General features: G+C 67.3%; 25 protein-coding genes. 12 read left to right on the top strand and 13 right to left on the bottom strand.

Translation table 11 applies throughout. The features are described from left to right. Positions 1 to 9: 9 nt before the first annotated feature. The 3 genes from R2733_18790 to R2733_18780 are packed head-to-tail and all read left to right on the top strand — an operon-like array spanning position 10 to position 2,986. Positions 10 to 1,080 carry an iron ABC transporter permease gene (locus R2733_18790; GenBank protein ID MEZ5378559.1) on the top strand — a complete coding sequence of 357 codons (1,071 nt, stop codon included), beginning with the start codon at positions 10 to 12 and terminating at the stop codon, positions 1,078 to 1,080. Then, complete coding sequence (locus tag R2733_18785) at positions 1,077 to 2,114, top strand: iron chelate uptake ABC transporter family permease subunit (protein ID MEZ5378558.1); 1,038 nt, start codon at positions 1,077 to 1,079, stop codon at positions 2,112 to 2,114. Before R2733_18790 ends, R2733_18785 begins: the two co-directional genes overlap by 4 nt. Then, positions 2,111 to 2,986, top strand: a complete 876-nt coding sequence (locus tag R2733_18780) for an ABC transporter ATP-binding protein (GenBank protein ID MEZ5378557.1) — start codon at positions 2,111 to 2,113, stop codon at positions 2,984 to 2,986. The genes R2733_18785 and R2733_18780 overlap by 4 nt, the downstream gene beginning before the upstream one ends. A 43-nt stretch (positions 2,987 to 3,029) precedes the next feature. Here R2733_18780 and aztA read toward each other — a convergent pair whose 3' ends face one another. Further along, a complete protein-coding gene (gene aztA, locus R2733_18775; protein ID MEZ5378556.1) occupies positions 3,030 to 3,776 on the bottom strand; it encodes a zinc ABC transporter ATP-binding protein AztA in 747 nt (248 codons plus the stop codon). Positions 3,777 to 3,857: 81 nt separating this feature from the next. Here aztA and R2733_18770 point away from each other — a divergent pair, with 81 nt between their 5' ends. Both R2733_18770 and aztB read left to right on the top strand, forming a co-directional pair. Further along, positions 3,858 to 4,877, top strand: a complete 1,020-nt coding sequence (locus R2733_18770) for a metal ABC transporter substrate-binding protein (protein MEZ5378555.1) — start codon at positions 3,858 to 3,860, stop codon at positions 4,875 to 4,877. A 16-nt stretch (positions 4,878 to 4,893) separates the two neighbouring features. Next, positions 4,894 to 5,739, top strand: a complete 846-nt coding sequence (gene aztB, locus R2733_18765; protein ID MEZ5378554.1) for a zinc ABC transporter permease AztB — start codon at positions 4,894 to 4,896, stop codon at positions 5,737 to 5,739. 45 nt (positions 5,740 to 5,784) lie between these two features. Here the strand turns inward: aztB and R2733_18760 are convergent, their stop codons facing one another. The 3 genes from R2733_18760 to R2733_18750 all read right to left on the bottom strand — a co-directional run bounded on the left by R2733_18760 (position 5,785) and on the right by R2733_18750 (position 9,610). Further along, a complete protein-coding gene (locus R2733_18760; protein MEZ5378553.1) occupies positions 5,785 to 7,635 on the bottom strand; it encodes a hypothetical protein in 1,851 nt (616 codons plus the stop codon). Further along, complete coding sequence (locus tag R2733_18755; protein MEZ5378552.1) at positions 7,632 to 8,216, bottom strand: sigma-70 family RNA polymerase sigma factor; 585 nt, start codon at positions 8,214 to 8,216, stop codon at positions 7,632 to 7,634. The genes R2733_18760 and R2733_18755 overlap by 4 nt, the downstream gene beginning before the upstream one ends. Before the next feature lie 89 nt (positions 8,217 to 8,305). Beyond that, positions 8,306 to 9,610, bottom strand: a complete 1,305-nt coding sequence (locus tag R2733_18750; protein MEZ5378551.1) for an acyl-CoA dehydrogenase family protein — start codon at positions 9,608 to 9,610, stop codon at positions 8,306 to 8,308. Between the two features lie 148 nt (positions 9,611 to 9,758). Between R2733_18750 and R2733_18745 the strand changes: the two genes are divergently transcribed. From R2733_18745 to R2733_18725, 5 genes are all read left to right on the top strand, one after another. Next, a complete protein-coding gene (locus R2733_18745) occupies positions 9,759 to 10,376 on the top strand; it encodes a TetR/AcrR family transcriptional regulator (GenBank protein MEZ5378550.1) in 618 nt (205 codons plus the stop codon). Continuing rightward, on the top strand, positions 10,373 to 12,070 hold the full coding sequence (locus R2733_18740; GenBank protein MEZ5378549.1) for a PEP-utilizing enzyme: 1,698 nt from the start codon (positions 10,373 to 10,375) through the stop codon (positions 12,068 to 12,070). Before R2733_18745 ends, R2733_18740 begins: the two co-directional genes overlap by 4 nt. Positions 12,071 to 12,137: 67 nt before the next feature. Next, entirely contained in the window at positions 12,138 to 12,944 is an 807-nt protein-coding gene (locus tag R2733_18735; protein ID MEZ5378548.1) for an SDR family oxidoreductase, read from the top strand. A gap of 97 nt (positions 12,945 to 13,041) precedes the next feature. Further along, positions 13,042 to 13,491: a hypothetical protein gene (locus R2733_18730; GenBank protein MEZ5378547.1), complete on the top strand. Its 450-nt coding sequence runs from the start codon at positions 13,042 to 13,044 to the stop codon at positions 13,489 to 13,491. A gap of 99 nt (positions 13,492 to 13,590) precedes the next feature. After that, entirely contained in the window at positions 13,591 to 14,361 is a 771-nt protein-coding gene (locus tag R2733_18725) for a VOC family protein (protein MEZ5378546.1), read from the top strand. Here the strand turns inward: R2733_18725 and R2733_18720 are convergent. From R2733_18720 to R2733_18710, 3 genes are read right to left on the bottom strand one after another with little or no spacing between them, the layout of a single operon-like run. Continuing rightward, positions 14,309 to 15,349 (bottom strand): CNNM domain-containing protein, encoded by a 1,041-nt coding sequence (locus R2733_18720; GenBank protein MEZ5378545.1) that lies wholly within the window; start codon positions 15,347 to 15,349, stop codon positions 14,309 to 14,311. The two genes, R2733_18725 and R2733_18720, sit on opposite strands and share 53 nt — an antisense overlap. Then, a complete protein-coding gene (locus R2733_18715; GenBank protein ID MEZ5378544.1) occupies positions 15,346 to 17,742 on the bottom strand; it encodes an HAD-IC family P-type ATPase in 2,397 nt (798 codons plus the stop codon). The genes R2733_18720 and R2733_18715 overlap by 4 nt, the downstream gene beginning before the upstream one ends. After that, the gene (locus R2733_18710; GenBank protein ID MEZ5378543.1) at positions 17,739 to 18,620 is read right to left on the bottom strand and encodes a universal stress protein; all 882 of its coding nucleotides are present in this window, start codon (positions 18,618 to 18,620) and stop codon (positions 17,739 to 17,741) included. The genes R2733_18715 and R2733_18710 overlap by 4 nt, the downstream gene beginning before the upstream one ends. A 97-nt stretch (positions 18,621 to 18,717) precedes the next feature. Between R2733_18710 and R2733_18705 the strand changes: the two genes are divergently transcribed. Continuing rightward, positions 18,718 to 19,944, top strand: a complete 1,227-nt coding sequence (locus R2733_18705) for an amidohydrolase family protein (protein MEZ5378542.1) — start codon at positions 18,718 to 18,720, stop codon at positions 19,942 to 19,944. Positions 19,945 to 19,957: 13 nt separating this feature from the next. On the opposite strand, the gene R2733_18700 is transcribed toward R2733_18705, so the two are convergent. The 5 genes from R2733_18700 to R2733_18680 all read right to left on the bottom strand — a co-directional run bounded on the left by R2733_18700 (position 19,958) and on the right by R2733_18680 (position 23,651). After that, positions 19,958 to 20,215: a hypothetical protein gene (locus tag R2733_18700; protein ID MEZ5378541.1), complete on the bottom strand. Its 258-nt coding sequence runs from the start codon at positions 20,213 to 20,215 to the stop codon at positions 19,958 to 19,960. Continuing rightward, the gene (locus R2733_18695; GenBank protein ID MEZ5378540.1) at positions 20,161 to 20,664 is read right to left on the bottom strand and encodes an SDR family NAD(P)-dependent oxidoreductase; all 504 of its coding nucleotides are present in this window, start codon (positions 20,662 to 20,664) and stop codon (positions 20,161 to 20,163) included. The genes R2733_18700 and R2733_18695 overlap by 55 nt, the downstream gene beginning before the upstream one ends. A gap of 58 nt (positions 20,665 to 20,722) precedes the next feature. Beyond that, positions 20,723 to 21,514, bottom strand: coding sequence for a thioesterase family protein (locus tag R2733_18690; GenBank protein ID MEZ5378539.1), 792 nt, complete (start codon positions 21,512 to 21,514; stop codon positions 20,723 to 20,725). Beyond that, positions 21,514 to 22,956: a DHA2 family efflux MFS transporter permease subunit gene (locus tag R2733_18685; protein MEZ5378538.1), complete on the bottom strand. Its 1,443-nt coding sequence runs from the start codon at positions 22,954 to 22,956 to the stop codon at positions 21,514 to 21,516. Before R2733_18685 ends, R2733_18690 begins: the two co-directional genes overlap by 1 nt. 65 nt (positions 22,957 to 23,021) lie before the next feature. Next, complete coding sequence (locus tag R2733_18680; GenBank protein MEZ5378537.1) at positions 23,022 to 23,651, bottom strand: pyridoxamine 5'-phosphate oxidase family protein; 630 nt, start codon at positions 23,649 to 23,651, stop codon at positions 23,022 to 23,024. Positions 23,652 to 23,876: 225 nt separating this feature from the next. Between R2733_18680 and R2733_18675 the strand changes: the two genes are divergently transcribed. Continuing rightward, on the top strand, positions 23,877 to 24,767 hold the full coding sequence (locus tag R2733_18675) for an FTR1 family protein (protein MEZ5378536.1): 891 nt from the start codon (positions 23,877 to 23,879) through the stop codon (positions 24,765 to 24,767). Here R2733_18675 and R2733_18670 read toward each other — a convergent pair. Next, entirely contained in the window at positions 24,723 to 26,318 is a 1,596-nt protein-coding gene (locus R2733_18670; GenBank protein MEZ5378535.1) for a long-chain-fatty-acid--CoA ligase, read from the bottom strand. The two genes, R2733_18675 and R2733_18670, sit on opposite strands and share 45 nt — an antisense overlap. Positions 26,319 to 26,357: the final 39 nt, after the last annotated feature.

Genomic DNA, 26,357 nt, shown 5'->3' with positions numbered 1-26,357 from the left:
GTCGCTGCGATGGCATCGACGATCACCTCCAACACCAGCAGGGACCGGTCAGCGAGCGAACGCACGGCGCCGGAACGACTCCGGCTCACATCGAGCCGGACGATCACCCTCGCCGCCTCCACGTTGGTCGTGCTGACGCTTGCGCTCTTCGCTTCGGTGGCGCTCGGGGCGCGGGTCGTCTCCCTCGACGACGTCGTGTCGGCGCTCGGTGGCAGCGAGGACAACCTCTCGCAGATCGCCGTCCGCCAGCGTCTCCCGCGAACGGTGCTCGCCGTCCTCGTTGGCGCCGCCAATGCGATCGGCGGAGCCGCCCTCCAGGGCGTCACCCGGAATCCGTTGGCCGACCCCGGCATCCTCGGGATCTCCTCGGGCGCGTCGCTTGCGGTCGTGATCGGCATCGCGTTCTTCGGTCTGTCGAGCCCCCTCGGGTATCTGTGGGTGGCCATCGCCGGTAGCGCCGGTGCCGCACTCTTCGTCTGGGTCCTCGGGTCGACCGGCTTCGGCGGACCCACCCCGATCAAGCTGGCGCTGGCCGGCGCCGCCACCTGGGCGGCCTTCAGCTCATTGATCAGCGCGATCCTTCTCCCGCGGGTCGACGTCATGGACCAGTTCCGCTTCTGGCAGATTGGCGGGGTCGGCGGAGCCGAATGGGACAGGATCGCTCTGGTCTCGCCGTTCTTCGCCGCCGGGGCCCTCGTCTGCCTCGGGTCGGCTCGCGGGATCAACGCGCTTGCGCTCGGTGACGACGTTGCCGCCGGACTGGGGGCGAGGGTTGCTCGAACCAGGCTGGTTGCCTCGCTCGGGGCGGTCACGCTGGTGGGGGCGGCCACGGCGGTGGCCGGACCCATCGCCTTCGTCGGTCTCGTCGTTCCTCATCTGATGCGAGCCGTCGTCGGGGTGGATCACCGGCACCTGCTTCCGTTCTGCGCACTTGGCGGGGCCGTTCTGCTCGTGTGCTCGGATGTGGTGGGTCGAGTGGTGACCCGACCGTCGGAGCTCGACGTGGGAATCGTCACTGCCTTTGTCGGTGCCCCCGTCTTCATCGGCGTCATCCGCAGTGATCGCGTGAGGTTGCGTTGACGACCACCACGACACTCATCGCGACGATCGAGTCCGGTCGCCGGCAGCGCGTTCGGCGTTGCGCCGTCGCAACGGGCGTGCTCGCGACGGTCGTCGTTGCGTTGTTCGCCGCGTCGTTGATGTACGGGCACACCACCTACTCCCCTCGCGAGGTGCTCGAGGTCATCGCGGGGCGAGACGTCGAGGGCGCCTCCTTCACCGTGGGCCAGCTTCGTCTACCCCGCGCCGTGCTGGCCGTCGTGGTCGGTGCGTGCTTCGGAATGGCCGGAGCAGCATTCCAGTCGATGCTGCGCAACCCGCTGGCGTCACCCGACATCATCGGCATCAGCGCCGGGGCGAGTGCGGCCGGCGTCGTCGGCATCGTGTGGCTGGGCTGGAACGAGTCTCGGGTCTCAGCCCTCGCGGTCACCGCCGCACTCACCGTCGCTGCCGTGATCGCGCTGTTGGCCTACGCCGACGGACTCGTCGGCACCCGCCTGATCCTGATCGGCATTGCGGTCTCGGCCATGCTCGACAGCGTGGTTGCCTACGTGATCGTTCGCTCGGCGTCGTGGGACATCCAGACGGCACTGCGGTGGCTGACCGGCAGCCTCAATGCCACCACGTGGGAGCAGGTCATTCCTGCCCTCGCCGCCCTCGTAGTGTTCGGTCCGGTGCTCTGGAGCACCCAACGAGGCCTCGACCTTCTTCGCCTCGGCGACGACGCTGCGGCTGCCCTCGGCGTAGCGGTCGAGCGCACGCGCCTGACCGTGATCCTCTCCGCCGTGGCACTGATCGCCTTCGCGACCGCAGCGTCGGGTCCCATTGCCTTCGTCGCCTTCCTCGCCGGGCCGATCGCCGCCCGCATCGTCGGCACCTCGCAATCGCTGCTGATCTCGGCGGCGCTCGTCGGCGCCGCCGTCGTGCTCGGGGCCGACCTCGTCGGCCAGTGGTCGTTCGGCACCCGCTACCCGGTCGGCGTGATCACCGGCGCCCTCGGCGCGCCGTACCTGGTGTACGTCCTCATCACCACCCAACGACGAGTCGGCTCATGAAGCGGGTGTCCCGGCCGGAGGAACAGATGAACTGCGACCACCAGTTGAGCGCCGAGAGCGTCACGCTCGCGTATGGCGACCGAACGGTCGTCGAGGCCCTCGACCTCGCTGTTCCGACCGGCAGGATCACGGCGATCGTGGGCGCCAATGCTTGCGGGAAGTCGACGTTGCTGCGAGCGCTGGTCCGCCTACTCGAGCCGAGCGAGGGACGGGTCGTTCTCGACGGGAAAGACCTTCGGCAGCGGGCGACGAAAGACGTCGCCCGGACGCTCGGATTGTTGCCACAGTCTCCACTCGCCCCCGAAGGCATCGCCGTAGCCGACCTCGTCGCCCGTGGGCGACATCCGCACCAGAACTGGATGGGTCGGTGGAGCACCGACGATGCCGAGGCTGTCACCGAGGCACTCGCCATGACCGGCACCGCCGATCTCGCCGACCGCCTCGTCGACGAACTCTCCGGCGGCCAGCGTCAGCGAGTGTGGATCGCCATGGCCTTGGCCCAACGCACCGACATCCTGCTGTTGGACGAACCCACCACCTATCTCGACGTCAGCCATCAGGTCGAGGTGTTGGATCTGCTCGTCGATCTCAACCGGCGCCGAGGGACGACGGTGGTGATGGTGCTCCATGAACTCAACCTCGCAGCCCGCTACGCCGACTTCTTGGTGGCCATGGCGAATGGCCGGATCGCAGCGCTCGGACCTCCCGAGCAGGTCGTGTCCGAGGCCCTCGTGGATGAGGTGTTCGGCCTGGCGTCGCACGTGATGACCGATCCGGTCGCCGGCCGACCGATGGTCGTCCCCATCGGTCGACACCATGTCGTCGCTCGACATCAGAGCCGAGCGGATCCTCGTCCGGTCCACCGTGATTGAACATGCGAATCAACCGACACCGGAGCCGTGACGACGCGGCGACTCAGTGGTGATGGTGATGGTGGTGCGGGTCGTCGAGGAGTAGCCGGTCGCCAACTCGCACGAAGTGTCCGCCGAACGCACGAGCCAGGTGGGCCTCGGTGAGCACTTCGGCCGGCGTTCCGTAGGCGACCGGCGTCGTCCGCAGGAGCAGCACGAACTGGCATCGACGCGCATCGTCGAGATCATGCGTCGTCATCAGCACGGTGCGGCCGGCGGCCCGTTCCTCACTCATGACGTCGAGGATGATGGCTCGCGACCCGATGTCGAGTGCGGTGATCGGCTCGTCGAGGAGCAGGATCGGACTCTCCTGGGCGAGGCCCTGCGCGACCAGCACCCGTTGCCGTTGGCCGCCCGACAGCTCGTGGATCTGACGGTCGGCCAGATCGGCGATGTCGAGACGTTCGAGGGCATCGGCCACCGCCTGGCGATCACGAGCGCCGAACCGACGCAGCAGACCCAGGCTCGGGTATCGAGCGAGACCGACGGTGTCGCGGACCGTGATCGGCAGACTTCGGTCGACCTCGGTCGACTGCAGCACGAAGGCGGGGGACACACCGAAGGTCGACACCGCACCCCGAGACGGCTTCGCGAGGCCGGCGATGGCGGCGAGGAGCGTGGACTTCCCCGACCCGTTGGGCCCGATGATCGCCAGCGACGATCCGGCATCGAGGGACATGGTGACATCGCCGAGGGCGACGCGATCGTCATAGCGAACTTCCAGCTTGTCGACCTCGATCGCCAACGACATCGCGACAGGCTAGCCAGCGAAACCGGGAATGGTTCTCGCTTTGGGTTGTGGGGCGACCAGGGCCGACCTTACGCTTCGGGAGTGATTCTCAATCCTGGAGGTGGCATCGTGGCCCGGCAGCGAACACGGTGGCTGGCCGCGCTCCTCGGGGCGACCGCACTCGTCGGCGCCTGTGGCCAGACCGACAGCTCGGGCGACGGAGCGCAGACGTCCGATGCGGACCGCCCGACCGTGGTGGTGACCACCAACATCCTCGGCGACGTGGTTGGCGAGCTGGTGGGCGCTACGGCCGAGGTCGTCACCATCATGCCGATCGGCGCCGATCCCCACGACTTCCAAGCATCTGCGCAGGAGGTCAACCAGATCCAGAGTGCCGACGTGCTGATCGTGAACGGCGCCGACTTCGAAGAGACCCTGCTCGACGTGATCGAGAGCGCCGAGGCCGATGGCATTCCGACCTTCGAGGCGATCGCTGCCGTCGAGAAGCTCGAGTTCACCGAGCAGGGCCACGACGAAGACCATGCCGACGAAGAAGACCATGCCGACGACGAGCATGATCACGAGGGTGCGGATCCCCACTTCTTCACCGACGTCGCTCGCATGGCGCAGGCCGCCGACGCCATCGGCGAGTTCCTTCTTGCCAATCTCGACGGCGTCGATACGGCGGCGCTCCAGGCCAACATCGACGCCTACGTCACCGAGCTCACCGCCCTCGACACCGAGGTCGCGGCGATCCTCGACGCCGTTCCGTCCGATCGCCGTGTACTGATCACCAACCACGAGGTCTTCGGCTACTTCGCCGAACGCTACGGTTTCGACGTGGTCGGTGCGGTCATCCCCTCGGGTTCGACGGCAGACGGGGCCAGTGCTCAGGATCTGGCCGCTCTCGCCGAGGAGATCGAGCACGAGGGCGTCGCTGCGATCTTTGCCGACACGTCCTCGTCCAACGAGCTCGCACAGACCCTTGCCGCCGAGGTCGGCGGCGACGTCCACGTGGTCGAACTGTTCTCGGAGTCGCTCGGCGAGCCAGGCTCGGGCGGGTCGACCTACGTGGAGATGATGCGCACGAACGCAGAACGAATCGTCGAGGCACTCGGATGACCAAGGATTGCCGCCGATGACGCTCCTGCTCGATGCCTTCGAACCGGCCTTCATGCAGCGCGCCCTGATCGGCAGCCTCATCGCCGTCATCGCCACCTCACTGGTCGGCACGTGGGTCGTGCTGCGCGGACTGGCCTTTCTCGGCGATGCTCTGGCTCACGGCGTGATCCCGGGCATCGCTCTGGCGGTGCTGTGGGGGTTCAGTCCACTCATCGGCGCCTTTGTCGCCGCCCTCGTGATGAGCGGGCTCGTCAGCCTGGTCTCGTCGCGCACCTCGGTGCGAGAGGAGACCGCGGTCGGCCTGCTGTTCGTCGGGATGCTCTCGATCGGCATCGTGATCGTGTCGCGAGCTCGCTCGTTCGCGACCGAGGTCACGACGCTGCTCTTCGGCGACGTGCTGGGAGTGACCGACAGCGACATTCGCTCACAGGCAATCGCCACCCTCGTCGTCGCCGTGGCCAGCCTCGTCCTCTACCGCCCGTTTCTCGCCCTCACCTTCAACCGAGCCAAAGCCGAGACGCTCGGGATGTATCCCCGACTCGCACAGACCGTGCTGCTTGCCCTGCTGGCCCTCAGCATCGTGGCCAGCTTTCAGGCGATCGGCACGCTGCTGGTCTTCGGTCTCCTGGTCGGGCCGCCGGCGACCGCGTCGCTCCTCGTCCATCGCATCCCCGCCATCATGGGCCTCTCGATCCTCATCGGTTCCCTCGCGGTGATCGTCGGCCTGACGGTGAGCTTCCACTATGGAACGGCCGGTGGTGCGACCATCGCTGCGCTGTGCGTCACGGAGTTCTTCGTCGTGCTCGCGGTGCGGGAGACCCGTGACTCACTGAGACGGCGAGCGGCGTCAGCGCTCGCGTGAACGGGGAGGCGCCGCAACGACGCCTCCCCTGATCCACCTCGAACGTCAGTCAGGCACGGAGGCCACGAAGTAGCGCGTCCCCGGCTGCGCCGCCGAGCCATCGCTGTCCGGCGTCACGATCGCGACCACCGACTGCTCCCCGACGGCGATCATCGGCCAACCGTCGACACCGAAGGCGTCGGTCACGGTCTGCCAACCCCAGGCGGTCCCGTCGGCGGAGTAGCCGACGATCGTGCCCGATGGAGCGTCGCTGCCGTCGTCGTAGCCGGCACGATTCAGGTCGTCTTCGTCGACCGTCACGAGTTCTTCGCCCGTCTCCGGATCGAGGAACGTCAGGGTCCACGGTGGGCCCTCGTTCTCGATCACCTCGGGCGGCATCTCGTCGCCCGACGTCACCTCGGGCCCGAACTCGAGCACCGTGTCACCGGAGGCGATCTCGACCACACGCACGGTCTCGCCAAGCGTGACCCAATAGCCGTCTTTTTTGATCACCAGCTCCTGGACGGCGTCAGCCACGCCCGACATCCCCGTCGCAACGAACCCTGCCGGTCCGCCGACCAGGTCTGACACCTCGGATGGGAGGCCGTCGATGGGCTGCCAGGTCCGACCTCCGTCGTCACTCGATGCCCGCACCATTCCCTGCTCGCCGTAGCCGGTGACCACCAGCCGATTCCCGACGTTGACGAGCTGGTTGACCTCGGCGTCGCCGAGTGGCCGCTCCTGCGTCCACGTACGACCATCGGTCGATGCCAGCACGGCCGATCCCGATTCGCTCCAGAGCTGGGTGAGAACCCGATCGGCCGAGACGGCCAGTTGGCCCGGCCAGCCCTGGACCGGAGCTTCGACCAACTCGAAGTCGCCACCGTCCTCGGCGACGGCGAAGGACGTCTGTCCTCCCGATCCGATCGTGTCGGCCAATGATGCCTCGCCCGGTGTCAGCCCGAGCTCGTCGGCCGACAGTCGGATCTCGTCGGGACAGCTTCCGTCGCTGACGCTGGCGCCGCTGCTCGGGCAGTAGACCACGGTCACCACGCCGTTTTGATCGGTCTCGGTGCCATACACGGCACCAGCGCCCGAACCGTCGTCGCTGAGGTCGTACCCGAGATCCCCCAAGATGGTGGGGATGTCGAGCTCGGCCGACGTGCCGACCGACAGCACCACCCGATCGCCGAGCGCGGCGGCCCCCGTCACATATCGGACCACCGTGGCCCGATCGGTCGGATCGGCGTCAGCCTCGTTCAGCGCGAGTTCGCCCGCCGACCGCCAGGTGCTCCCACCGTCGTCAGATCGGTAGAGCACCGTCGACGTTGGGCCGGCCGACGTGGCCGAACCATCGGTCGACCAGATGTCTCCCCAGACGAGGGCGGTGGTGTTGCTCGCCCACAGGCCCGAGATCGCCACACCCTCCGGCAGCGGCGAGGCCAGTTCAGTCCACGTCGCACCGTCGGCGGACGTGAACAGCAGGGACTGCTCCATGCCTGACACCATGGCGAGGAACCCACTGCCGGTCCAGACCGCCTGGCTGAAGCCGTCGGCCATGGCGGGCGCCAGCTCCACCTCGGTCCACGCCAGGGCCGGGCCGGTACTGGTCGGAAGATCGGTCTGCTGATCACCGGTCGTGCTGCCGACCGCGTCCGAGCCGACCTGACTGGTCGAAGTCGTGGAGTCGCCGCCATCAGCCGCGATCTCGACCTGGTCGGAATCCCGCAACGCCGAAGCAGTCACCCCCGCACCGAGCAGTGCGACGGCGGCGAGTCCGGCCCCGGCGCCACGCCGACGACGTCGACGTCGACGTGCCAGCTCATGGGGTCGGGCGGGATTCATCGGGGCGGGCGTGATCGACTCGGCACCGGCGCTCAGCACCTCGGCCAGTCGTTCTTCGAGATCGATGCTCATCGGAGGGGTCCTTCGTCGTCGAGATTCGTGAGGTGATGCTGCAGCTGGTCGAGGGCGCGGCTCAGACGGCTCTTGACCGTCCCCGGCGCGATGTCGAGCGCGTCCGCGGTTTCCTCCACGGACCAGTCGCGGTAGAAGCGGAGCACGACCACCGCACGGTGATCGTCGGACAGTCGGGTGATCGCGCGGGCGAGGTCGGTGTCGACCGGCCGATCGAAGGTGGTGGCCGGCAACGCGACGAGAAGGTCCTTCTCGTGTCCTCGGCGACGCCGTCGCAGCCACGACCGCGACCAGTTGAGGCCGGTGCGGTACACCCAGCCTTCGGGATTGTCGTAGGCCGAGACCGTCGACCAACGCTCGAGCGCTCGCGACATCGCCTCGTCTGCAGCCTCCTGGCCGAGGCCCTCGTCGCCGAGGGTCAGGGCCAGGGTGCGAGCCACGATGTGTCGATGCGAGCGGTAGAACTCGTCGAATGACCGGATCGCGGTCTGCGATCCGGTGTCGGCATCGGCGTCGAAGCCGACCTGGGTCGCATCAGCGATTGCCATCGTCGGCTCCGCCTCGGGGGTGTGCTCGTTCATGGATCATGCCCCTAGACGCCGAGGGGTGGTTTCAGGTTCCCTCCGTTGCGCGAACTTCTTTCCGGCGCCTCCGACCGCCGGCGCGCCGGCTACTGGGTTTCGAGGTGGCGCTCGAGGACGTCGGCGTACTTGGCCTCGGCCGCGGCACGCCGTTTGGGGATGTGTGACGACGGGAAGAGGTCGTCACACGGCACATAGTCGTCGAGGACGCGGCGAGCGACCTGCACCTTGTGCACCTCGGTGGGACCGTCGGCGAGACCCATGTGGAACGACTCGATCACTTCCTTGGCGAACGGCATCTCCCACGAGGCGCCGAGCGACCCGTGGATCTGCAACGCCCGACTCGCCACATTGCGGTACACCCCCGGCATGGCGGCCTTCACCGCCGAGATGTCACGGCGCACCTTCTTGTAGTCCTGGTACTTGTCGATCCGCCACGCCGTGCGCAGCACGAGCAAGCGGAACATCTCCATCTCGATCCACGAGTCGGCGATCATCTCCTGGATCATCTGCTTGCGTGACAACAGCTCGCCCTGCGTGGTGCGACTGATCGAGCGCTCGCACATCATGTCGAACAGGCGCTGCACCCGACCGCTGGTCCGCATCGCGTGATGGATGCGGCCGCCGCCGAGGCGAGTCTGGGCGACGATGAAGCCGCCGCCTCGTTCGCCCAGCAGGTTCTCGGCCGGCACTCGGACGTTGTCGTAGCGGACGTACGCGTGCGAGCCCTCGTCCTCGCTCTCGGCTTCGTAGCCGAGGCCGACGTTGCGGACGATCTCGAGTCCCGGCGCGTCGGACGGGACCAGGAACATCGAGAACCGTTGCAGCGGTGGATTGTCGGGATCGGTCACCACCATGGCGATGAGGAACGACGCGTAGCGAGCGTTCGACGAGAACCACTTCTCACCGTTGATGACCCATTCGTCGCCGTCTTGCACGGCGGTGGTGGTGAACACCTTCGGATCGGCACCGCCCTGCACCTCGGTCATCGAGTAGCACGAGACGATCTCGTTGCGCAGGAGTGGTTCCAGGAACTGCTCCTTCTGGGTCGGCGTGCCGTAGTGGGCGAGGATCTCGGAGTTGCCGGTGTCGGGGGCCTGGCAGCCGAAGATGGTCGGCGCCGATCGAGCCCGACCGAGGATCTCGTTCATCAACGCCAGCTTCACCTGCCCGTAGCCGAGCCCTCCGAGTTCGGGACCGAGGTGGCAGGCCCACAACCCACGCTCCTGTACCTGCTTCTGCAACGGCGGGATCACCTCGGCGCGGATCGGGTCGTTGATGTCGTACGGGCTCTTGACGATGAAGTCGAGCGGCTCGATCTCCTCCCGCACGAAGTCGTCGATCCAGTCCAGCTCTGTCTGGAACTCGGCATCGGTTTCGAAGTCCCACCCCATGTTCGATCCTCCTCGTCGTCGATGGCGACGAGCCTGCCAGACCGTCCGTCGTCGTGTCGACATCGACCATCGGCTCCAGTCCGACATCACCACCATTGACAAGATGCATCATATTGGCAATAGTAATCACCTAGCGAAAGAGGTACCGATGACCCGCCGGGAGTACACGAGTCCGCGACGAGCCGCTCAGGCTGCGGCGACGAGGGAGGCCATCCTCGACGCCACCATCGTGGTGATGGGCGAAGGGGTCGAGTCCTTCTCCATCCCCGCTGTCGCCGCTCGGGCGGGCGTGTCGGTGCCGACCGTGTATCGATACTTCCCAGACAAGGAAGCGCTGCTCGACGCCGCTGCCGAGCGGGTACGTGACGGACTCGGCGTCAGCGCCGATCAGCCGAGCCCGACCGACGTCGAGGACTATCTCGATTCGCATCGACAGATCTTCCGTCGCTTCTCTGCCGCCGACCCCACCACCATCGGGGCCGTCGTGGCCACGTTCGGACGAGGACGAGGCGCCCTCGATCTCGACGCACGCCGGGTGTGGCTGGCGCCTGCCTTCGATGGCGCTCTCGAGTCGTGGTCCGACGAAGACCGCGAGCGTCTCCTGGGCATCGCATCGATTCTCAACAGCTCGGTCGGGGCAACGGCGTTCGCTCAGTTCGGGTTGCACGGCGATGACGCCGCCGATCTCTTCGAGTGGACCATCCGCCGACTCCTCTCATCGTCCGCACCGGATCCATCGCCCAAACTCACGGAGACCAACCGATGACCAGCTCACCCGAAAAATCGCCCCTCGAATGGGAACCGCCAGGACCCGGCAGTTGGGAGTTCGATGCCGCCCACCAACTGCACCCATATCCCGCAGCGATGCTCGATTGGGCTCTCGGTGCCGCCGAAGACGGTTTCCGTGCCGGCTTCGCCCTGATCGGCATGCCACTCGACCGGATGGCGATGCGCGCCGTCCACGGCTGGGTCTACATGCACGCCGTACCCGCCGGAGCGCCCGACACCGGCGGATCGCCGCCGCCCAAGCTCGTGCTCGCCCTCCTCTTCCGCTTGCTGCCGGAACTCCGCCGCCGACATGCGACGGCGCGGTCGGTGTTCGTCGAGCGTCCTTGGAACGACATCGTCGATGCCTGGGAGTCGTCGGGCCGAGCAACCGCCCTGGCTCGCTACGACCAAATGTGTGCCCACGTCCCGGCCGACGGCACCGACGGCGAACTCGCAACGCTGCTCGTCGACGTTCATCGGGCCGCGGCCGATGCCTACCGGACCCACTTCACTCATGCCGCCCCGGCGGCCGCTGCCACCGGCCGTTTCGCCATCAGGCATGCGGAGCTGACGGGCGACACGGTCGATGACGCCTTCGAGTTGCTCGCCGGCTACTCACCCGCCACATCGGAGCCGCTGAAGCTTCTCGATCAGATCGTTGCTGCGCTGCCGCCCGACTTCGACCTCGACGACGACCCCGAAGCTGCGGTCGCTGCGATCGGGCAATGCCCCACCGATGCTCCCCTGCTGCTCTCGGACTACCTGCGACGATACGGCGACACCATCGTTGCCGGCGAGAGCCCGCTCGATCCCACCCTCCGTGAGCTCCCCATCGTCATCGTGTCCTCGCTGCAGGCCCGACGTCGGCGGTCGCCGCAACCCGAGTCGGACCTTGAGGATGCGGGGCACCGCAGAACCGAGGCGGCTCGCTTGCGTGTGCCGAGCGAGCACCGCGCTGAGTGGGACCAGCTGTTGGGGGATGCGAGACGCGTCACCTCGCTGCGCGACGACGACGCGGGCATTGCGCTGCGATGGGTCGGCCGGTCCCGTCGTGTCCTGCAGGAGGTCGGTCATCGACTTCATCGCCGAGGCATCCTCGAGCATCCGGAGTCCGCCTTCGATCTCGACGCCGCCGAGCTCGTCGAGCTTCTCGTCGGTCGCAGCGACTCGACCAACGCCGACGACCGCCGTCGCGCTCGCCTCGTCGCCGATCAGCTGACGCCGCCTCCCAACCTTGGTCCGCTCGAGGATGCGCCGGATTTCGACCTCTTCCCTCCGGCGGTGGCTGCCATCGCGAAGAGCGTCTTCGCATACATCGAACGACTCGGTGCGCCGCGGACGGGCGAGGGCCTCACCGGCTTGGGCATCGGCCGGGAGGCGGTGACCGGCACGGCACGAATCATCGCCGACCTGACCGACCTTGCCCGGGTCGGCGAGGGCGATGTGATCGTGACCGCGATGACCACACCGGTCTTCAATGCCACGATCGCCAGCGCAGCCGCGCTCGTCTGCGACCACGGAGGCGTGACGAGCCACGCGGCGATCATGGCACGTGAGTTCGCCGTGCCGGCGGTTGTCGGCACCCGCACCGCAACGATCGACCTCGTCGATGGTGAACTGGTCACGGTCGATCCCCGGGCCGGCACGGTCACCCGCGTCGAAACGCACCAGACACTCGCTGCGACGGAGTGACCAGTGCCTCGCCGTTGCGGCCGCTCACCATGAGGACGCTGCGCTGCATGTTCTGCAACACTGCGGCATGGCTGAAGACGCAACTGCATCAACGATCGATCTCGGAACGAACGAGGCGCGGCGTGTCATCGTGACCGGCGCAGGCAACGGCATCGGTCGGGCGACGGTCGAGCGGTTCCTCGCCGAGGGGGCGAGGGTGGTGGCGGTCGATCGTGACCAGCATGCCCTCGCCTGGTGTGACGGGGTCGACGGTGTCGTCGCGCTGGCGGGCGACATCACCACCGAGGAAGCCAACGCCGCCATGGTTGCCGCTGCCGTCGAGCACTTCGGTGGCCTCGACGCCATCGCTCTGAACGCCGGCATCGTCGTGCAGGGCGACATCGAGCGGGGTTCGATGGCCGACTACGACCGGGTGATGGACGTCAATGTACGAGGCGTCGTGCTCGGGCTGAAGGCGGCACTCACCGCGCTGGGTGACGGTGGCTCGATCGTCATCACCGGGTCGGTGTCGGGCATCGGCGGCGACAGCGGACTGTTCGCCTACAACGCATCCAAGGGCGCCGTCGTGAATCTGACCCGATCGGCCGCCCTCGACCTCGGACATCGCAACATCCGAGTCAACGCCGTCTGCCCCGGCCCAACTCGCACCGCCATGACGGCGGGCTTGCTGGACGCGGAGATCGGCCAGTCGATGCAAGCCCGTCTCCCGCTCCAACGATTCGGCGATCCGAGCGAGGTCGCAGCGGCCGTCTGTTTCCTGGCCTCGCCCGCCTCCTCCTTCATCACCGGCGTTGCACTTCCCGTCGACGGCGGCGTCACCTGTGGCACCGGCCAGTGGTCGACCTACGGCGGCCGCAAGGCCGGCTACCTCTGACAGCTCGCACGCACGGAGCTGCCGAAGGTCACAAATCTCGCGTTGCCATGGCAGCGCCCGCTCGGTGGTGGAAAACTTTCGGCCGAGGTGAGCAGTCATGACCGAGTACCCCGAGTCCGAGTCCCGAGCCCTCCAGTCCGCCGCAGCCAAGAGGGTCGAGCTGAAGCAGGCACTGTCCCAGGTGGAGATGGCAGCGGCATCTCCCTACCGTGAAGAACGCTGGCGCCCTCGCTTGATCGAGGAACTCGAGAAGCTCCGAGTGGCCATGCAGGACCACATCGACGACGTCGAGGGCGCGGACGGCCTGCTCGACGAGATGCTCGTCCAGGCGCCCCGCTTGGCCAACCAGATCTCGAGCGTGCGCGACGAGCACCCCGACCTGTGCAACCAGATCGAGAAGACGATCATCGACGTGCGCGACAAGGTCGATGTCGTCGATGTCCGGGCCGAGGTGCTCGACACACTCACGGCGATCGCCCGCCACCGCCAGCGAGGTTCCGACCTCGTCTACGACGCCTACAACGTCGACATCGGCGGCGGCAGCTGAGCGTGGCGCCGCGGGGCACATCGCTCCGCCGGGAGTCGTTCGCCCCTGGAGTCAACCTGTGGACGCTCCTACCGTCATCGCATGGCGTAGGAGGCCACGATGACCACGACACCACGATCAGGCACGATCAGCTGGGTCGACCTCTCGACCCCCGACGTCGACGACGCCTGCCGCTTCTACCGAGATCTGCTCGGTTGGGAGCTGGCACTGAGTTCGACGCCGATGGGCGACTACTGGGTCGCGACGGTCGACGGACGGGACGTCGCGGGGCTGATGGCGCAATCAGCCGAGAGCATCGGGCAGCCCGCCACATGGACGGTGTTCGTGTGGTGCGAGCAACTCGACGCCACGCTCGAGCAGATTGGATCGGCGGGTGGGCAGACGCTGGTCCCACCGTTCGAGATTCCTGGTGGTGCACGTGTGGCCGTCGTCGCCGACCCGGGCGGCGCCATGTTCGCGCTGATCAGCGGAGGGCCCGAGCCCGGCGAGTACTTCTCGTCGGATGTGGGCGGCGTTGCGTGGGCCGAGCTGATGACGAGACAGATCGACGTCTCGGTCACGTTCTACCGGGAGGTCTTCGGTTGGTCCGTGGCCACGTCCGACAGCGGAGGGACGCCCTACAACGTCTTCTCGCTCGACGGGGTCGAGGTTGCTGGGATGATCGAGACGCCTCGGGACCTTCCGTCCGACCTACCGGCGTCGTGGTCGATGTACTTCGTCGTCGACACATGTCGGGCTGCCGAGGAGCGTGTGCACGAGCTCGGCGGCCAGGTGCTGCTCTCCTCGACACCGACACCGATGGGCCCGTTCGCCGTTGTCAGCGATCGCCAAGGTGCGGTGTTCCAACTGATGGAGTTGCAGGGCGAGTAGCGGTACTCGGTTCGTCGATCTCGCCGAGGAGCACCTCGGCGATGTCTTCGATCGTCACGATGCCGAGATCAGCGCCGGACACGTCGGTGACGATCGCCAAGTGGCAACGATGCTGCTGCATCGAACGCAGCGCCCCGATGAGCAGCGTCGACCGGTCCAAGAACAGCGCCGGCCGGGCGAGGGGGCCGGTCGGTGCCTGCTCGTCGAACGACGCTTGGTGAGCGAGATCTCGCAACCGAACGAATCCATCGACGTTTCCCGGCAGGGCGTGATGCACCACGAGCCGTCGATGTCCGGCAGCGATCGCGATGCGGAGCGCATTGGCGACCGACGTGTCGGCGTCGACGGCAACGACCTCGGCAGCCGGGATGCAGTGATCGCCGACGGTCAGATCGCCCAGCGAGAACGATTTGCGGATCAGCTCGGCATCGGAGAGATCGATTTCCCCTGCAGCTGCGGCTTCGCCCGTGAGGTGCAGGAGTTCACGCTCACTCACGGCGCCCGCCGTGTCGATGCGGCCGATGCCGGGCGACTGCAAGCTCGCAATCTTCACGAGCACGGCGACCACGGGCTGGAGTGCTCGGTACAGGACGACCGTCAACCGGCTGAACCGTCGGGCGTGTCGAAGTGGGTCGGCGATGGCGATCGTCTTCGGGATGGCCTCGCCGTAGACGAACAGCACGACGGCGACGCCAAGCGTGGCGACGGTGGCCGCCGATCCGCCGAGCCAACGACGGGCGAGCAGGCCGGCGACCGTCGTCGCCGTCACCTGGGCCAGCAACACCGCCAGCAACACCGAGTTCATCACGGCGGGCAATGCGTCGAGGAGTCGGAGCAACCGGAGCGTCGCCGGATCGTCGGCGCGGTCGTGGGAGGCGACCGCCGATCGCCGGACGTGGAGCAGCGAGGCCTCGATGGCGGCCAGGACGAACAACAGGCCAACGAGGACGACGAGCACCCCGACCAGCACGACCGTTCCGAGCGTCACGATGCGCCGCCTCGGCCTTCACCACCCAGACGGTCGATCGGGAGCAGACGCTGTGGCCGTACCCATCGCAGCACCGCCTCGAGAAACACCACGCTCCCGACGAAGATGGCCGCCGACACCCCGACGCCGATCGGTGGCGGCCAGTCGAGGGCGTAGAAATCGCGCGTCACACGAAGGCTGATCGTGAGGCCGAAGACGGTGAGGAATCCACCGAGCAGCAGCAGATCGAACCGGTCGATCGGGCGGATGAGCCGGTAGAGGACCCAGAATGCCGTGCCGGTCAGCACCAACGTCGAAGCCGTCCGCGCCTCTTCGAGCGTGGAGGTCATGGGCGGCACCCGCTGGATCCAGTAGGCGGACAGGGTGACCGCGGCAGTCACCACGCCGGCCGGAACCGAGAAACGCAGCACCCGTCGGAGGTAGCCCGCTCGGCACGGCTGGTCGGCTGCGCGGAAGCTGAGGAGGAACGCCGGCGCACCGATGGTGAGTTCGGAGACGAGGCTCATGTGGCGCGGCAGGAACGGGAACACCGACCCGGACAACCCGATCGCCAGGACGAAGATCGAGGCGTAGACGGTCTTGGTGACGAACAGCGCCGAGACCCGCTCCATGTTCGCAACGACCCGCCGCCCTTCCGCGACGACGCCGGGAAGTCGGTCGAAGCGACCGTCCAGCAAGACCAGCTGGGCCACCGCCTTGGTAGCGGGTGTCGCCGTGTCGACGGCGATCCCGACGTCGGCCTTCTTCAACGCGGGAATGTCGTTGACACCATCGCCCGTCATGGCGACCGTGTGACCCTGGCGTTGCAGCGCCGCCACGAGCTCCCGCTTCTGCTCGGGCAACACGCGTCCAAAAACGGTCGACGACTCGACGATCGAATCGAAGTCCGCGGTCGAGCACCCCCGGAGATCGACACTGTCGGTGGCGCCGGCGATGCCGAGCCGGCAGCCGACGGCGGACACCGTCGCCGCGCTGTCGCCCGAGATGATCTTGACGGCGACGTGCTGCCGAGCGAAGTACTCCATGATCTCGGCCGCGTCGGAACGAAGTTGCTCGGACAACACGACGATTGCCACCGGCTCGATCCCGGGTGGCAGCTCCGCCGCGTCACCGATCGGCGACGACGAGATGGCGACCATGAGTACTCGCTTGGCGTCGCCACTGAGGGCAGCAACCTTCGCTCGCACCTCACGATGCTCCGGTCCTTCGGCTGCGTCGAGCAACACGTCAGGCGCACCGAGCAACCAGGTGCCATGCCGCTCGAACGAGGCCCCGCTCCACTTGCGGGCCGAGGAAAACGGCACTCGGCCGACGACGGGCCACCCGGCGCCGTTGCCCAACGCCTCGCCGATGACGCGCGACGAGGAGGTGGGGCTCACTTCGGCGGCAACGAGCGTCGCCAGGCCCGTGCGGATGTCGATGTCGCCGGCCAGCGGCATGATCTCCTCGAGCTCGAACGCACCCGTGGTGAGCGTGCCGGTCTTGTCGACACAGAGGACATCGATGCGGGCGAGACCTTCGACGGCATGGAGTTCCTGGACGACCACCTCGTTCCGAGCCAACCGGATGATCGCCACGGCCATCGCCATGCTGACCAACAGCACCAGTCCCTGCGGAACGAGGCCGACGACGCCCGCGACCGCCGACACCAGCCCCGCTGCCAGCGTTTCGGTGGCCCGGAGCTGGCTCCAGAGCAGCAAGGCAGCCAGCGGGGCGATCATCCAGCTGACGACCTGAAGGAGTCGGTCGACCCCGGCTCGGATCTCCGATGTTGCCAGCACGAACTCCTTCGCCTCGGCAACCAACTGGTGGACCCAGGCCTCGCGCCCCACCCGCGTCGCCACGGCGACGGCCGTTCCCGCGACGACCGCGCTGCCGGAGCGGACGTCATCGCCGGCTCGCTTGACGATCGGCTCGGACTCACCCGTCAGCGCCGACTCGTCGACCTCGAGCGCCACCGACTCGACGACCTCACCGTCGACCGGAATCTGATCACCCGCCCGGAGTCGCAACACATCACCACGGACCACCTCCCCCGGGCCGATGTCGACGTCGACGCCGTCGCGCAGCACCGTCACTCTCGGCGCAATGATCACCCGGAGTCGGTCGAGTGTCCGCTTGGCCCGCAGTTCCTGAATGATCCCGATCGCCGCATTGAGCACCATCACGAACGCAAACAGGGCATCGATCGGATCGCCGAACACGAGGATCACGGCCGTCAGCACCGAGATGATCGCGTTGAACCGCGTGAAGACGTTCCCGCGCACGATGTCGGCGGTGCTGCGCGAGGTTCGGTCGGGCACCTCGTTGACGTTCCCGGCGCGGCGCTGCGCTTCGACCTCGACAGCACTCAGCCCGCGCCGCGCACTCCCGAGGGTCGAGGTCCCGGTCATGTCGAGGGATCGGTCGGCTCGTCCGGGCTGAGCGGCGGGACGATCACGACCGGGCACGGCGCCTTGGTGACCACCTGTCGGAGGACGTGGGGAATGACCCGGTCGAGACCGGGGAGCGTGTTCCGGCCGATCACGACCAGCGCCGCCATCTGGCTGGCCTCGACGAGATGCGCCCCCGCCCGACCGAGCTGTGAGGTCCAACCGATTTGGAGATCCTGTTCGGTCGCTCCCTGGAGTTCGTCGGCCAAGGCCGTCAACTCCTGGACCGCCCACTCCCCCAGTACGTCCGGGTCGATGTACAGAGCGAGAGCGTCGAGGAGCCCGTCGGGGCTGAAGATCGGCTGGTTGGGCCGGGAATGCACAAGCTCGAGCGCCGAGCCGTGCGCATCGGCGAACCCGGCAGCCCAACGCACGGCCGCATCCGTTGCCTTTCCGCTCGCCGTGTCGACCACGATCGTCGCGCCTGGCACATCGACGCGCTGCGGTCCGTCGACGACGACCACGGGTCGGTCGGCGTTGCGGATCAGGTCGGCCGTGACGTGTCCGATCGTGCGGGGAGCGAGTCGAAGCTTCGGGTGGACGCCGACCACCACCAGATCGGCATCCACCTCGTCCGCCACGGCGAGGAGCACCTCAGCGGGCTCCCCCTCGGTCGCCCGACATTGGACCGTTGCCCGACCCGCTCGTCCCTTGGTCCACTCGTGCTCGAGCCGAGTTCGGTCGGCATCGTTCCCGACGCCAACGGCAACGATCGTGCCGTCGGCCTCGATGACGCCGGCGAGCCATTCCAGCGCAGCCAAGGACTCGGGCGAACCGTCGACACCGACAACCGCTCGCGAGATCGACACATGCAGCTTCGCCGAATCGGACCTGCTCATCACACCTCCAGCGTGAGCCGACCTCGGGTTTTGGGCCAGAGAACAAAGGCCTTGACGCCGACTGCGAGGTCGACGTCGTCGCACTAGGGTCCGGCAAATGAGGACCGCCATCCGCAACGCAACCGTGCTCGACACCGCAACCATGACCTTCGACGAAGGAAAGACGGTGGTGGTCGACGATGGGCTGATCGTCGACGTCGACGCCAGCAGCGTCGGTGACGTCGACATCGACATCGACGCCGCCGGCCGATACCTCGTGCCGGGACTCATCGACGCCCACGTCCACTTCCGGCTGACCACCCTCGACTTCCGATCGCTCACCGGATGGACCGAGGTCGAGTTCGGTATCGCCATGGCCCGGCTCGCCCGGGAGACGGTCGAGCGGGGGTTCACCACCGTGCGCGATCTCGGTGGCGACGTCAACGGTCTCAAGCGGGCGATCGAGCGAGGGGCTGCCGTCGGTCCACGGATCGTTCGCGCCGGGCTGATGATGAGTCAGACCGGCGGTCACGGCGACGCGCAGGGCGGTCATCGTGGCGTCCCCGACTGTGCATGTTCGCTTCGGTCCGACTGGGCGTCCATCGTCGCCGACGGCCCCGATGCGGTGCTCAAGGCGTCACGCCACCTCTTGCGAGACGGCAGTGACTTCCTGAAGATCCACGTGTCCGGTGGGGTGGCGACCCCGTCGGATCCGATCGACAGCTTGCAGTACACCCCGGCCGAAGTGCGCGCTGCGGTCACCGAGGCGACGAACCGTGGCACCTACGTCGCCGCCCACGCCTACCTTCCCGACGCCATCGCCATGGCCGTCCGAGAAGGCGTCCGCTCCATCGAGCACGGCAACCTGATCGACGACGAGACGGCTCGCCTCGTTGCCGAGTCCGACGCCGTCATGGTGCCGACGCTCGTCACCTACAAGGCGATGCACGACTTCGGGGTGAAGTACCGACTCCCGAAGACGAACCTCGACAAGAACACCGTCGTGTATGAGTCCGGCCTGGCGTCGCTCGAGAAGGCCAGAGCCGCAGGCATCACGCTCGGCTTCGGAACCGACCTCATCGGCGAAACCCAGATCATGCAGAACCAGGAACTGGCCATCCGCGCCACTGTCGAACCTGCGGCGTCGGTGCTCCATTCGATGTGGGTGGTCAACGCCCGGCTCTGCCGATTGGAAGGGCGCATCGGGGTCGTGGCCCCCGGCGCCCACGGCGACCTGGTGTTGTCGAAGGTCAACCCGCTCGAGGACCTTGCGGCGTTCGCCGATCACGGGCAGGCGTTCACCCACGTCCTCCAGGCGGGGGTGCCGGTGGTCGACCGCAGCTGATCGGCCGCGAGCCTCAGCGTGCGACGTTGGGATAGAGCTCGGTGAGCGGCCCGGCGAGCGCAGCGCGTACCCGGCGGCTGGACTCGTCGGCCAACACCTCGAGCTCGCCGGCCTCGAGCCCGTCCATCACCTGCGCCGCCACGTCGACCGGCGACGACTTGGGTGCGTTCATGCCGGCGGTCATGTCGGTGTCCATCAGCCCGACATGGAGCGCCATCACGTGGGTGCCCTGGGCGAAGAGGTCCTGCGCGTTGCGTTGGTGAGTGACCATGCGGCGGCCTTCGACGCGCAGTACAGCGCAGATCCCGGAGTGCTGAACCACGACAACACCGACAAGACGTTCACGATCGCGCCGCCACCGTTGGCCGCCAGGATCGGCGCGAACGCGCGAGTGACGGCAAGCGGCCCGAAGACGTTCGTGTCGAACTCGGCTCGCCCCTTCCCCTCGGGATCGTCGGCCATCGCGGCGGTGCCGGTGAGGATGCCGGCGTTGTTGATCAGCAGCGTGACGTCGCCACATCGCTCGACTGCGGCGGCGATGTCGGCGTCGGAGGTGACATCGAGTCGAACCGGGACGACGCCGTCCATGGTGACGCTCGCCGGTTCTCTCGCCCCGGCGTAGACCTTGGCGGCGCCTCGTTCGAGCAGTGCCGCACACAACGCAGCGCCAAGCCCTCGATTGCCTCCGGTGACGAGGGCGACGGCCCCTTCGATCTTCACGGCTTCTCCTTCTGGGTGCACCGGCACGCTCAGTCCGGCAGGTCGAGTGGTGATGTTGTCATCCCGACAGGCGGGTCTGGCGAACGGTCGCGAGCAGCCGGCCGTCGGGATGCTGGATCACTCCGTCCTCGACGGCGAATCCGTCGTGGGAGTGGAAGGCATGCATCGTGGCCGCCAGGTACGTATCAGGAGCGAGTGTCCAGGTCGGCGAGGCATCGTGGATCTGGATGGAGTACTCGACCGTGACGGCCAGGGCAGGCTGGTCGAGTCGGGCGAAGACGGTGGGCGGGAAGTAGTCGCCGAACATGGTCAGCCAGGACGCATCGAAGGTGTCGCCATGGAGCGGTCGGCACCATGCCCGCCACTCCGAGCGGGCTCCCCCGCCGAACGGTTGGGTGTCGGGATGGAGGTAGGTCTCGACATTCAGGAGGTGGGGCGGTCGAGCAGGGAGAAACCGTTCGGCGTCATCGGGTTTCGGCGGCAGCGGCTCGACGTCGGAGTAGTCGAGTCCGGCCCGAGGAGCAGAGTGGTGGAGCTGCGCGACCGTGGTCGTCGTTCCGCTCTGGGTGACGGTGGCATGCGAGGAGATCATCGAGCGCCCTCGACGCACGATGTCGACGTCGATCGCCGACTCGCCCACCTGGTTGCCCGTGACGTAGGCGAAGGTGGCGGCCCGCAGCACGGTGTCGTCAGCCACTCCCTCGTGTCGCAGTTCCTCGCCGACGGCGTCGACGATCAGCGATGCGACGATGCCGCCATGCGCTCCGTTGAGCGAGAGCCAGCGGTCGCCAACCGACGCGGTGTAGCGGCCACTCCCCTCTGACGTGAGCAATGCCTGGTCGTCGAACATCACGCGGTCCTCTCCGATGCGGTCACTGACGGTGCAGCGGTGCGAGCCGTCCGTAGTAGTGCCGACAGCGCAGTGACGCCAACACCGCCGATCACCACGATCCACCAGATCGTGTCGAAGGCGCCGAGCGTTGCTTCCGGGCTCCCGGGCGCGGTCAGGAGTGCGATCGTGATGGCGACGCCGAACGTGCCCCCGAACTGGCGCACTGCCTGGAGCGCAGCGCCGCCGACGCCGATCCGATTCGGCGGTAGGGCCTGGGCAACGACGCTCGACAACTGCGGGATACAGCACGCCACGCCGATGCCGGTGAGGGCCATCGACGGGAAGTAGTCGATCCAGTAGTCGACCTGCGGACCGAGCACGAGCACTCGCCACAGGCCGCCGGCGGCGTAGAAGAGTCCACCGACAGCGATGATCGGCCGCTGCCCGATGGTTCCCGCCAACCTGCCCATGCGAGGCGAAAGTACAGCGACCATTGCGGGCCCGGGTGCGATGCCGAAGCCGGCACGAAGGATCGACCAGCCCCACACGTTGGTGAGGAAGATGATCGAGCCGAAGAACATCGACGAGAACGCCCAACCGAAGATCAGCATCGACAGCACACCCCACCGAAAGTTGCCGATGCGAAACAGTTCGAGGTCGAGCACCGGTGCCGACACTCGCTGCTGATGCACCACGAACGCTCCGAGGGCGACCAGCCCGATGGCCAGGAGACCGAGCGTCTGCGCCGACAACCAACCCTCGTCGTTCGAACCCACGAAGCCATAGGAGAGAGCGCCGGCTGCGAGCACGATCAGCCCGACGCCGGCCATGGCGGGGATGCGGGTCGACGGGTCCGACGACTCACGCAGGTGCTTGAGCCCGGCGCCGACCGTGAACAGACCGATCGGCAGGTTGATGAAGAAGGCCCATCGCCAGTTCAGGTGTTCGACGATGGCGGCCCCGAGCGTGGGTCCGAGTGCCCCGGCGATGCCACCGGTGGCTCCCCATATCGCCACGGCATGCGGGATCCGGTCGGCGGGGAACGCCCGCATCACCAGCGCAAGCGATGCCGGGATCAGCATGGCGGCGCCGGCCGCCTGCACGACGCGGAACACGATCAGCAGTTCGAGCGTGGGAGCCAGGCCGCACGCCATCGATGCGGCGGTGAACGCCGCCGAGCCGGCCAGGAAGACCCGCCGGTGCCCCTGGCGGTCGGCGATCTTGCCAGCGGGAATCAGCAGGGCAGCGAACACGATCGTGTAGGCGTTGAGGACCCACGACAGTGCCGACGGCGACGAGGACTCGTACGTCGCCGAGATGTCGGGAAAGGCCACGAACAGGATCGTGGTGTCGAGGAAGGTCGCCAGCGTGGCGAGCGAGGCGATCGCCAGGGTCAGCCGGCCGTGCTGCTCGACTGCCGGACGGTCGACGTCGAGTTGAGGTGTCTCCAGAGATGTCACGTCGACATCATGGCGAACTCCGTTCCATGATGCAACTTAGCTTTTTGGTCGCCGCCAGACCGGGGTCAGTAGATGGTTCTCGCCATGTGTTCCGGGTAGCCGGCGTCGTAGGTCGCGCCGTCGAACCCTTCGACGATCTGCGCCATCATCTGCCCGACCGTCGGCACGTCCTCGTGCGTGCGGTGCTCGGTCGTCCACAGCTCGGACCGAACGAGGGCCTTGGGACACTGGGAGTACACCTCCTCGATCCCGATCTCGATGACCGACCTCGGCACCTTGCCCTCGAAGGTGAAGCTCTCGCACAACGACGACGAAGCGAGCAATCGGGCCCGACCGTTGACCCGTAGGGTGACGTTGATGCCCGGCACCAGGAACAGCAGCGCGATGCGACCATCGCGGACGATGTTGCGGAGCGTGTCGACACGATTGTTGCCCCGACGGTCGGGCATCTGGATCGTGCGTTCGTCGACGATCCGCACGAATCCCGGAGGATCACCACGCGGCGTGCAGTCCACGCCCTCGGGCCCGACCGTGGCGACGAGCACAAACGGCGACTCCTCGACATAGCGGGACTGGAGCGGCGTGAGCGCAGGCGTCACCTTGCGCTCCATGCCCTCGTTCCACGGATACAGCTCCTCGAGCTGTTCGATCGTCACAATGACGTCGTCTGACTTCTCGTCGGCAGCATCGCTCATGGACCGACGGTAGCCGCCCCAACCGGACCCCTCCGGCCGATTCCGTCAGTCTCGCTCGACCGGCTCGACCAACCCAGGTGGGACCCGACGCACCGCGACGATCAGGGCAACGACGGCCCACTGGACGGCCACAACGCTGGTGGTACGTCGCCAGCCGACAGGCGACCGTCACTCGGTTGGTATCAGATCTTGAGAACTCCTGTTAACAGGTCTTAACATATCGGGATGGGTTCCAGCCTTCTCATCACGCTGCGCGAAGGACTCGAGATTGCACTCGTCCTCGCCATCATCGTCGCCTACCTGCACAAGTCGGGACGCAGTGACCGACTCGGGTCGGTCTGGACCGGGAGCGCCGTCGCTGCGGTGGTCTGCATCGTCGCCGGCCTGCTGTTCCAGGCGGTGATCGGCTCGTTCGAAGGGAAGTGGGAGCAGTTCATCGAGGGCACGCTCGCCTTCGCTGCGGTCGCGGTCCTGACGTGGATGATCTTCTGGATGCGGGGGCACGCCCGCGGTATCAGCTCCGAGCTGCACGCCAAGATCGACGCTGCGCTCGATCGTTCGCCGCTTGCCCTGGCGGTCGTCGCCTTCGTCGCCGTCGCTCGGGAAGGGTTCGAAGCCGTGCTGTTCCTCCTGGGTGCCGAAACGGCCAGCGCCTCGGGATCATCGGTCGTGATCGGCGGCCTCATCGGGCTGGGCATCTCCGCCGTCCTCGGCTACCTCTTCTACCTGGGGAGCGACCGGATCGACCTCAAGAAGTTCTTCAACTGGACCGGCCTGCTGCTGATCCTGTTCGCCGCCGGTCTCTTCGCCAAGGGCGTCCACGAGTTCCGCGAGTACTTCGAGTTCGAAGCCGCCTGGTACAGCAACTCGCTGTGGACCGTCGCGAGCGGTCCCCTGGCCAGCGGCTGGGTGCACGACTTCATGAAGGGCCTCTTCGGCTGGAGCCCCGATCCCGAGCGCATCCGAGTGGTCGCCTACGTCGCGTTCCTGCTCCCGACCCTCTGGTTCTACTACCGCGGCTCCTCCACACCCGCCGCCGCCCAGTCCGCTCGCTCCGGCGAGCGGCGGACCTCAGCCGACTCGGCGGTCTCGTCCCACCCAGTGGGGCTCTCGTAGTTCTCGCTTGAGGATCTTCCCTGCGCCCGACTTCGGCAGGGGCTGGTCGGCCGGGCGGATGGCGACCGAACGAGGCAGCTTGTAGCCGGCGATCCGCTGTCGGCATGCCTCGACCAGTTCGTCCTCGGTGAGCGTGGAGCCCGGCTTCACGACGACCTCCACGTGGACCGTCTCACCCCAGTCGTCGTGCGGGATGCCGAACACCGCCGCCTCGGCAACCGCCGGGTGGGCGTAGACGGCGTTCTCGACCTCGCTCGTGTAGACGTTCTCGCCTCCCGAGATGATCATGTCCTTCGCCCGGTCGACCACGAACAGGTAGCCGGCGTCATCGACGTACGCCACATCGCCGGAGCGATACCAACCATCGACCAGCGCGTGGGCCGTCTCCTCCGGCCGGTTCCAGTACCCCCGCATGATGTTCGGACCTTGGATGTAGATCTCGCCCGCCTCACCTTGATCGACCAACGTGCCGTCGTCACGGCGCACCTCCACCCGCACACCGACCACCGGGTTCCCGGCCGAGCGGAGCCGAGTCGCGAACGGCTCCTCGCCAGCCCCGCCGCGGGCGTGGGTTTCCTCGTCGAGCCACGTGACGAGCGGCGACGCCTCGGTCATGCCGTACGCCTGTGCCATCCCGCAGCCGAAGTCGCTGGCAGCCTTCGCCTGCACGGCTGTCGGCATCGGCGATGCGCCGTAGAGCAGCAAGCGCAGTGCGGGGAGATCGACGTCGTCGAGCTTCCCGCCAGCGAGCACCATCGAGATCATCGTTGGTACGAGCAGCGTGACCGTGCACGCCTCACCGGCCAACGCATCGACCACTGCCGACGGCTCGAAGGCGGGAACGAAGACGTGCGTGCCTCCCATCCAGGTGAGGGCGTAGGCGAGCGCTCCGTCGGCCAGGTGGAACTGCGGTCCGGCGTGCAGATAGCGGTCGGCGGGGGTGAGCCGGGCGTGGGCGATCATCGCCAAGGCATTTGCCGTGAGGTTGCGATGCGTCAACATGGCCCCCTTGGGGAGCCCGGTGGTGCCGCCGGTGTAGAAGATGGCGGCGACGTCTTCGGAATCGACGGCGGGCAGCGGAGCCAACTCGGTCTCGGCCAAGGTGTCATAGACCAGGAGATCGTCGGGCACATCGGTACCGGCGCCCACCCAGACGAGCGTCTCGAGGCTCGGCACCTTCTCCCTCAGCTCCCGGGCGACGGCGAGGTAGTTCTCATCGACGAACAGCACCCGCACGCCCGAGTCGTCGCAAATGAACCGCAGCTCCTCGACCGCCAGCCGGTAGTTCAGGTCGTTCATCACCATCCCGGCTGCTGCAATCGCAAACCAGAGCTCGAAGTGACGAGCCGAGTTCAGCATCAAGACGCCGACCCGGTCACCGGACTCGAGGTCCATATTGACGAGGGCCGAGGCCACACCCTCGACCCTCTCCCGGGTCTCACCCCACGTGCGACGTTCACCGGTGTGGAGGTCGACCGTGGCCTCTCGATCACGGCTCGAGACCGCCGCTCGATCGAGTACCCAGGAGATCGTTGGATCGTTGGCCGGCATGGGGATGGCGCCTCCTCGCGTCGAGTTCGACCGCATTCT

The organism is Acidimicrobiales bacterium (assembly GCA_041394265.1).
Taxonomy (GTDB): domain Bacteria; phylum Actinomycetota; class Acidimicrobiia; order Acidimicrobiales; family SZUA-35; genus JBBQUN01.
Note: the sequence above shows the minus strand (reverse complement) of the source record. Positions and strands in the feature narration are given on the sequence as shown.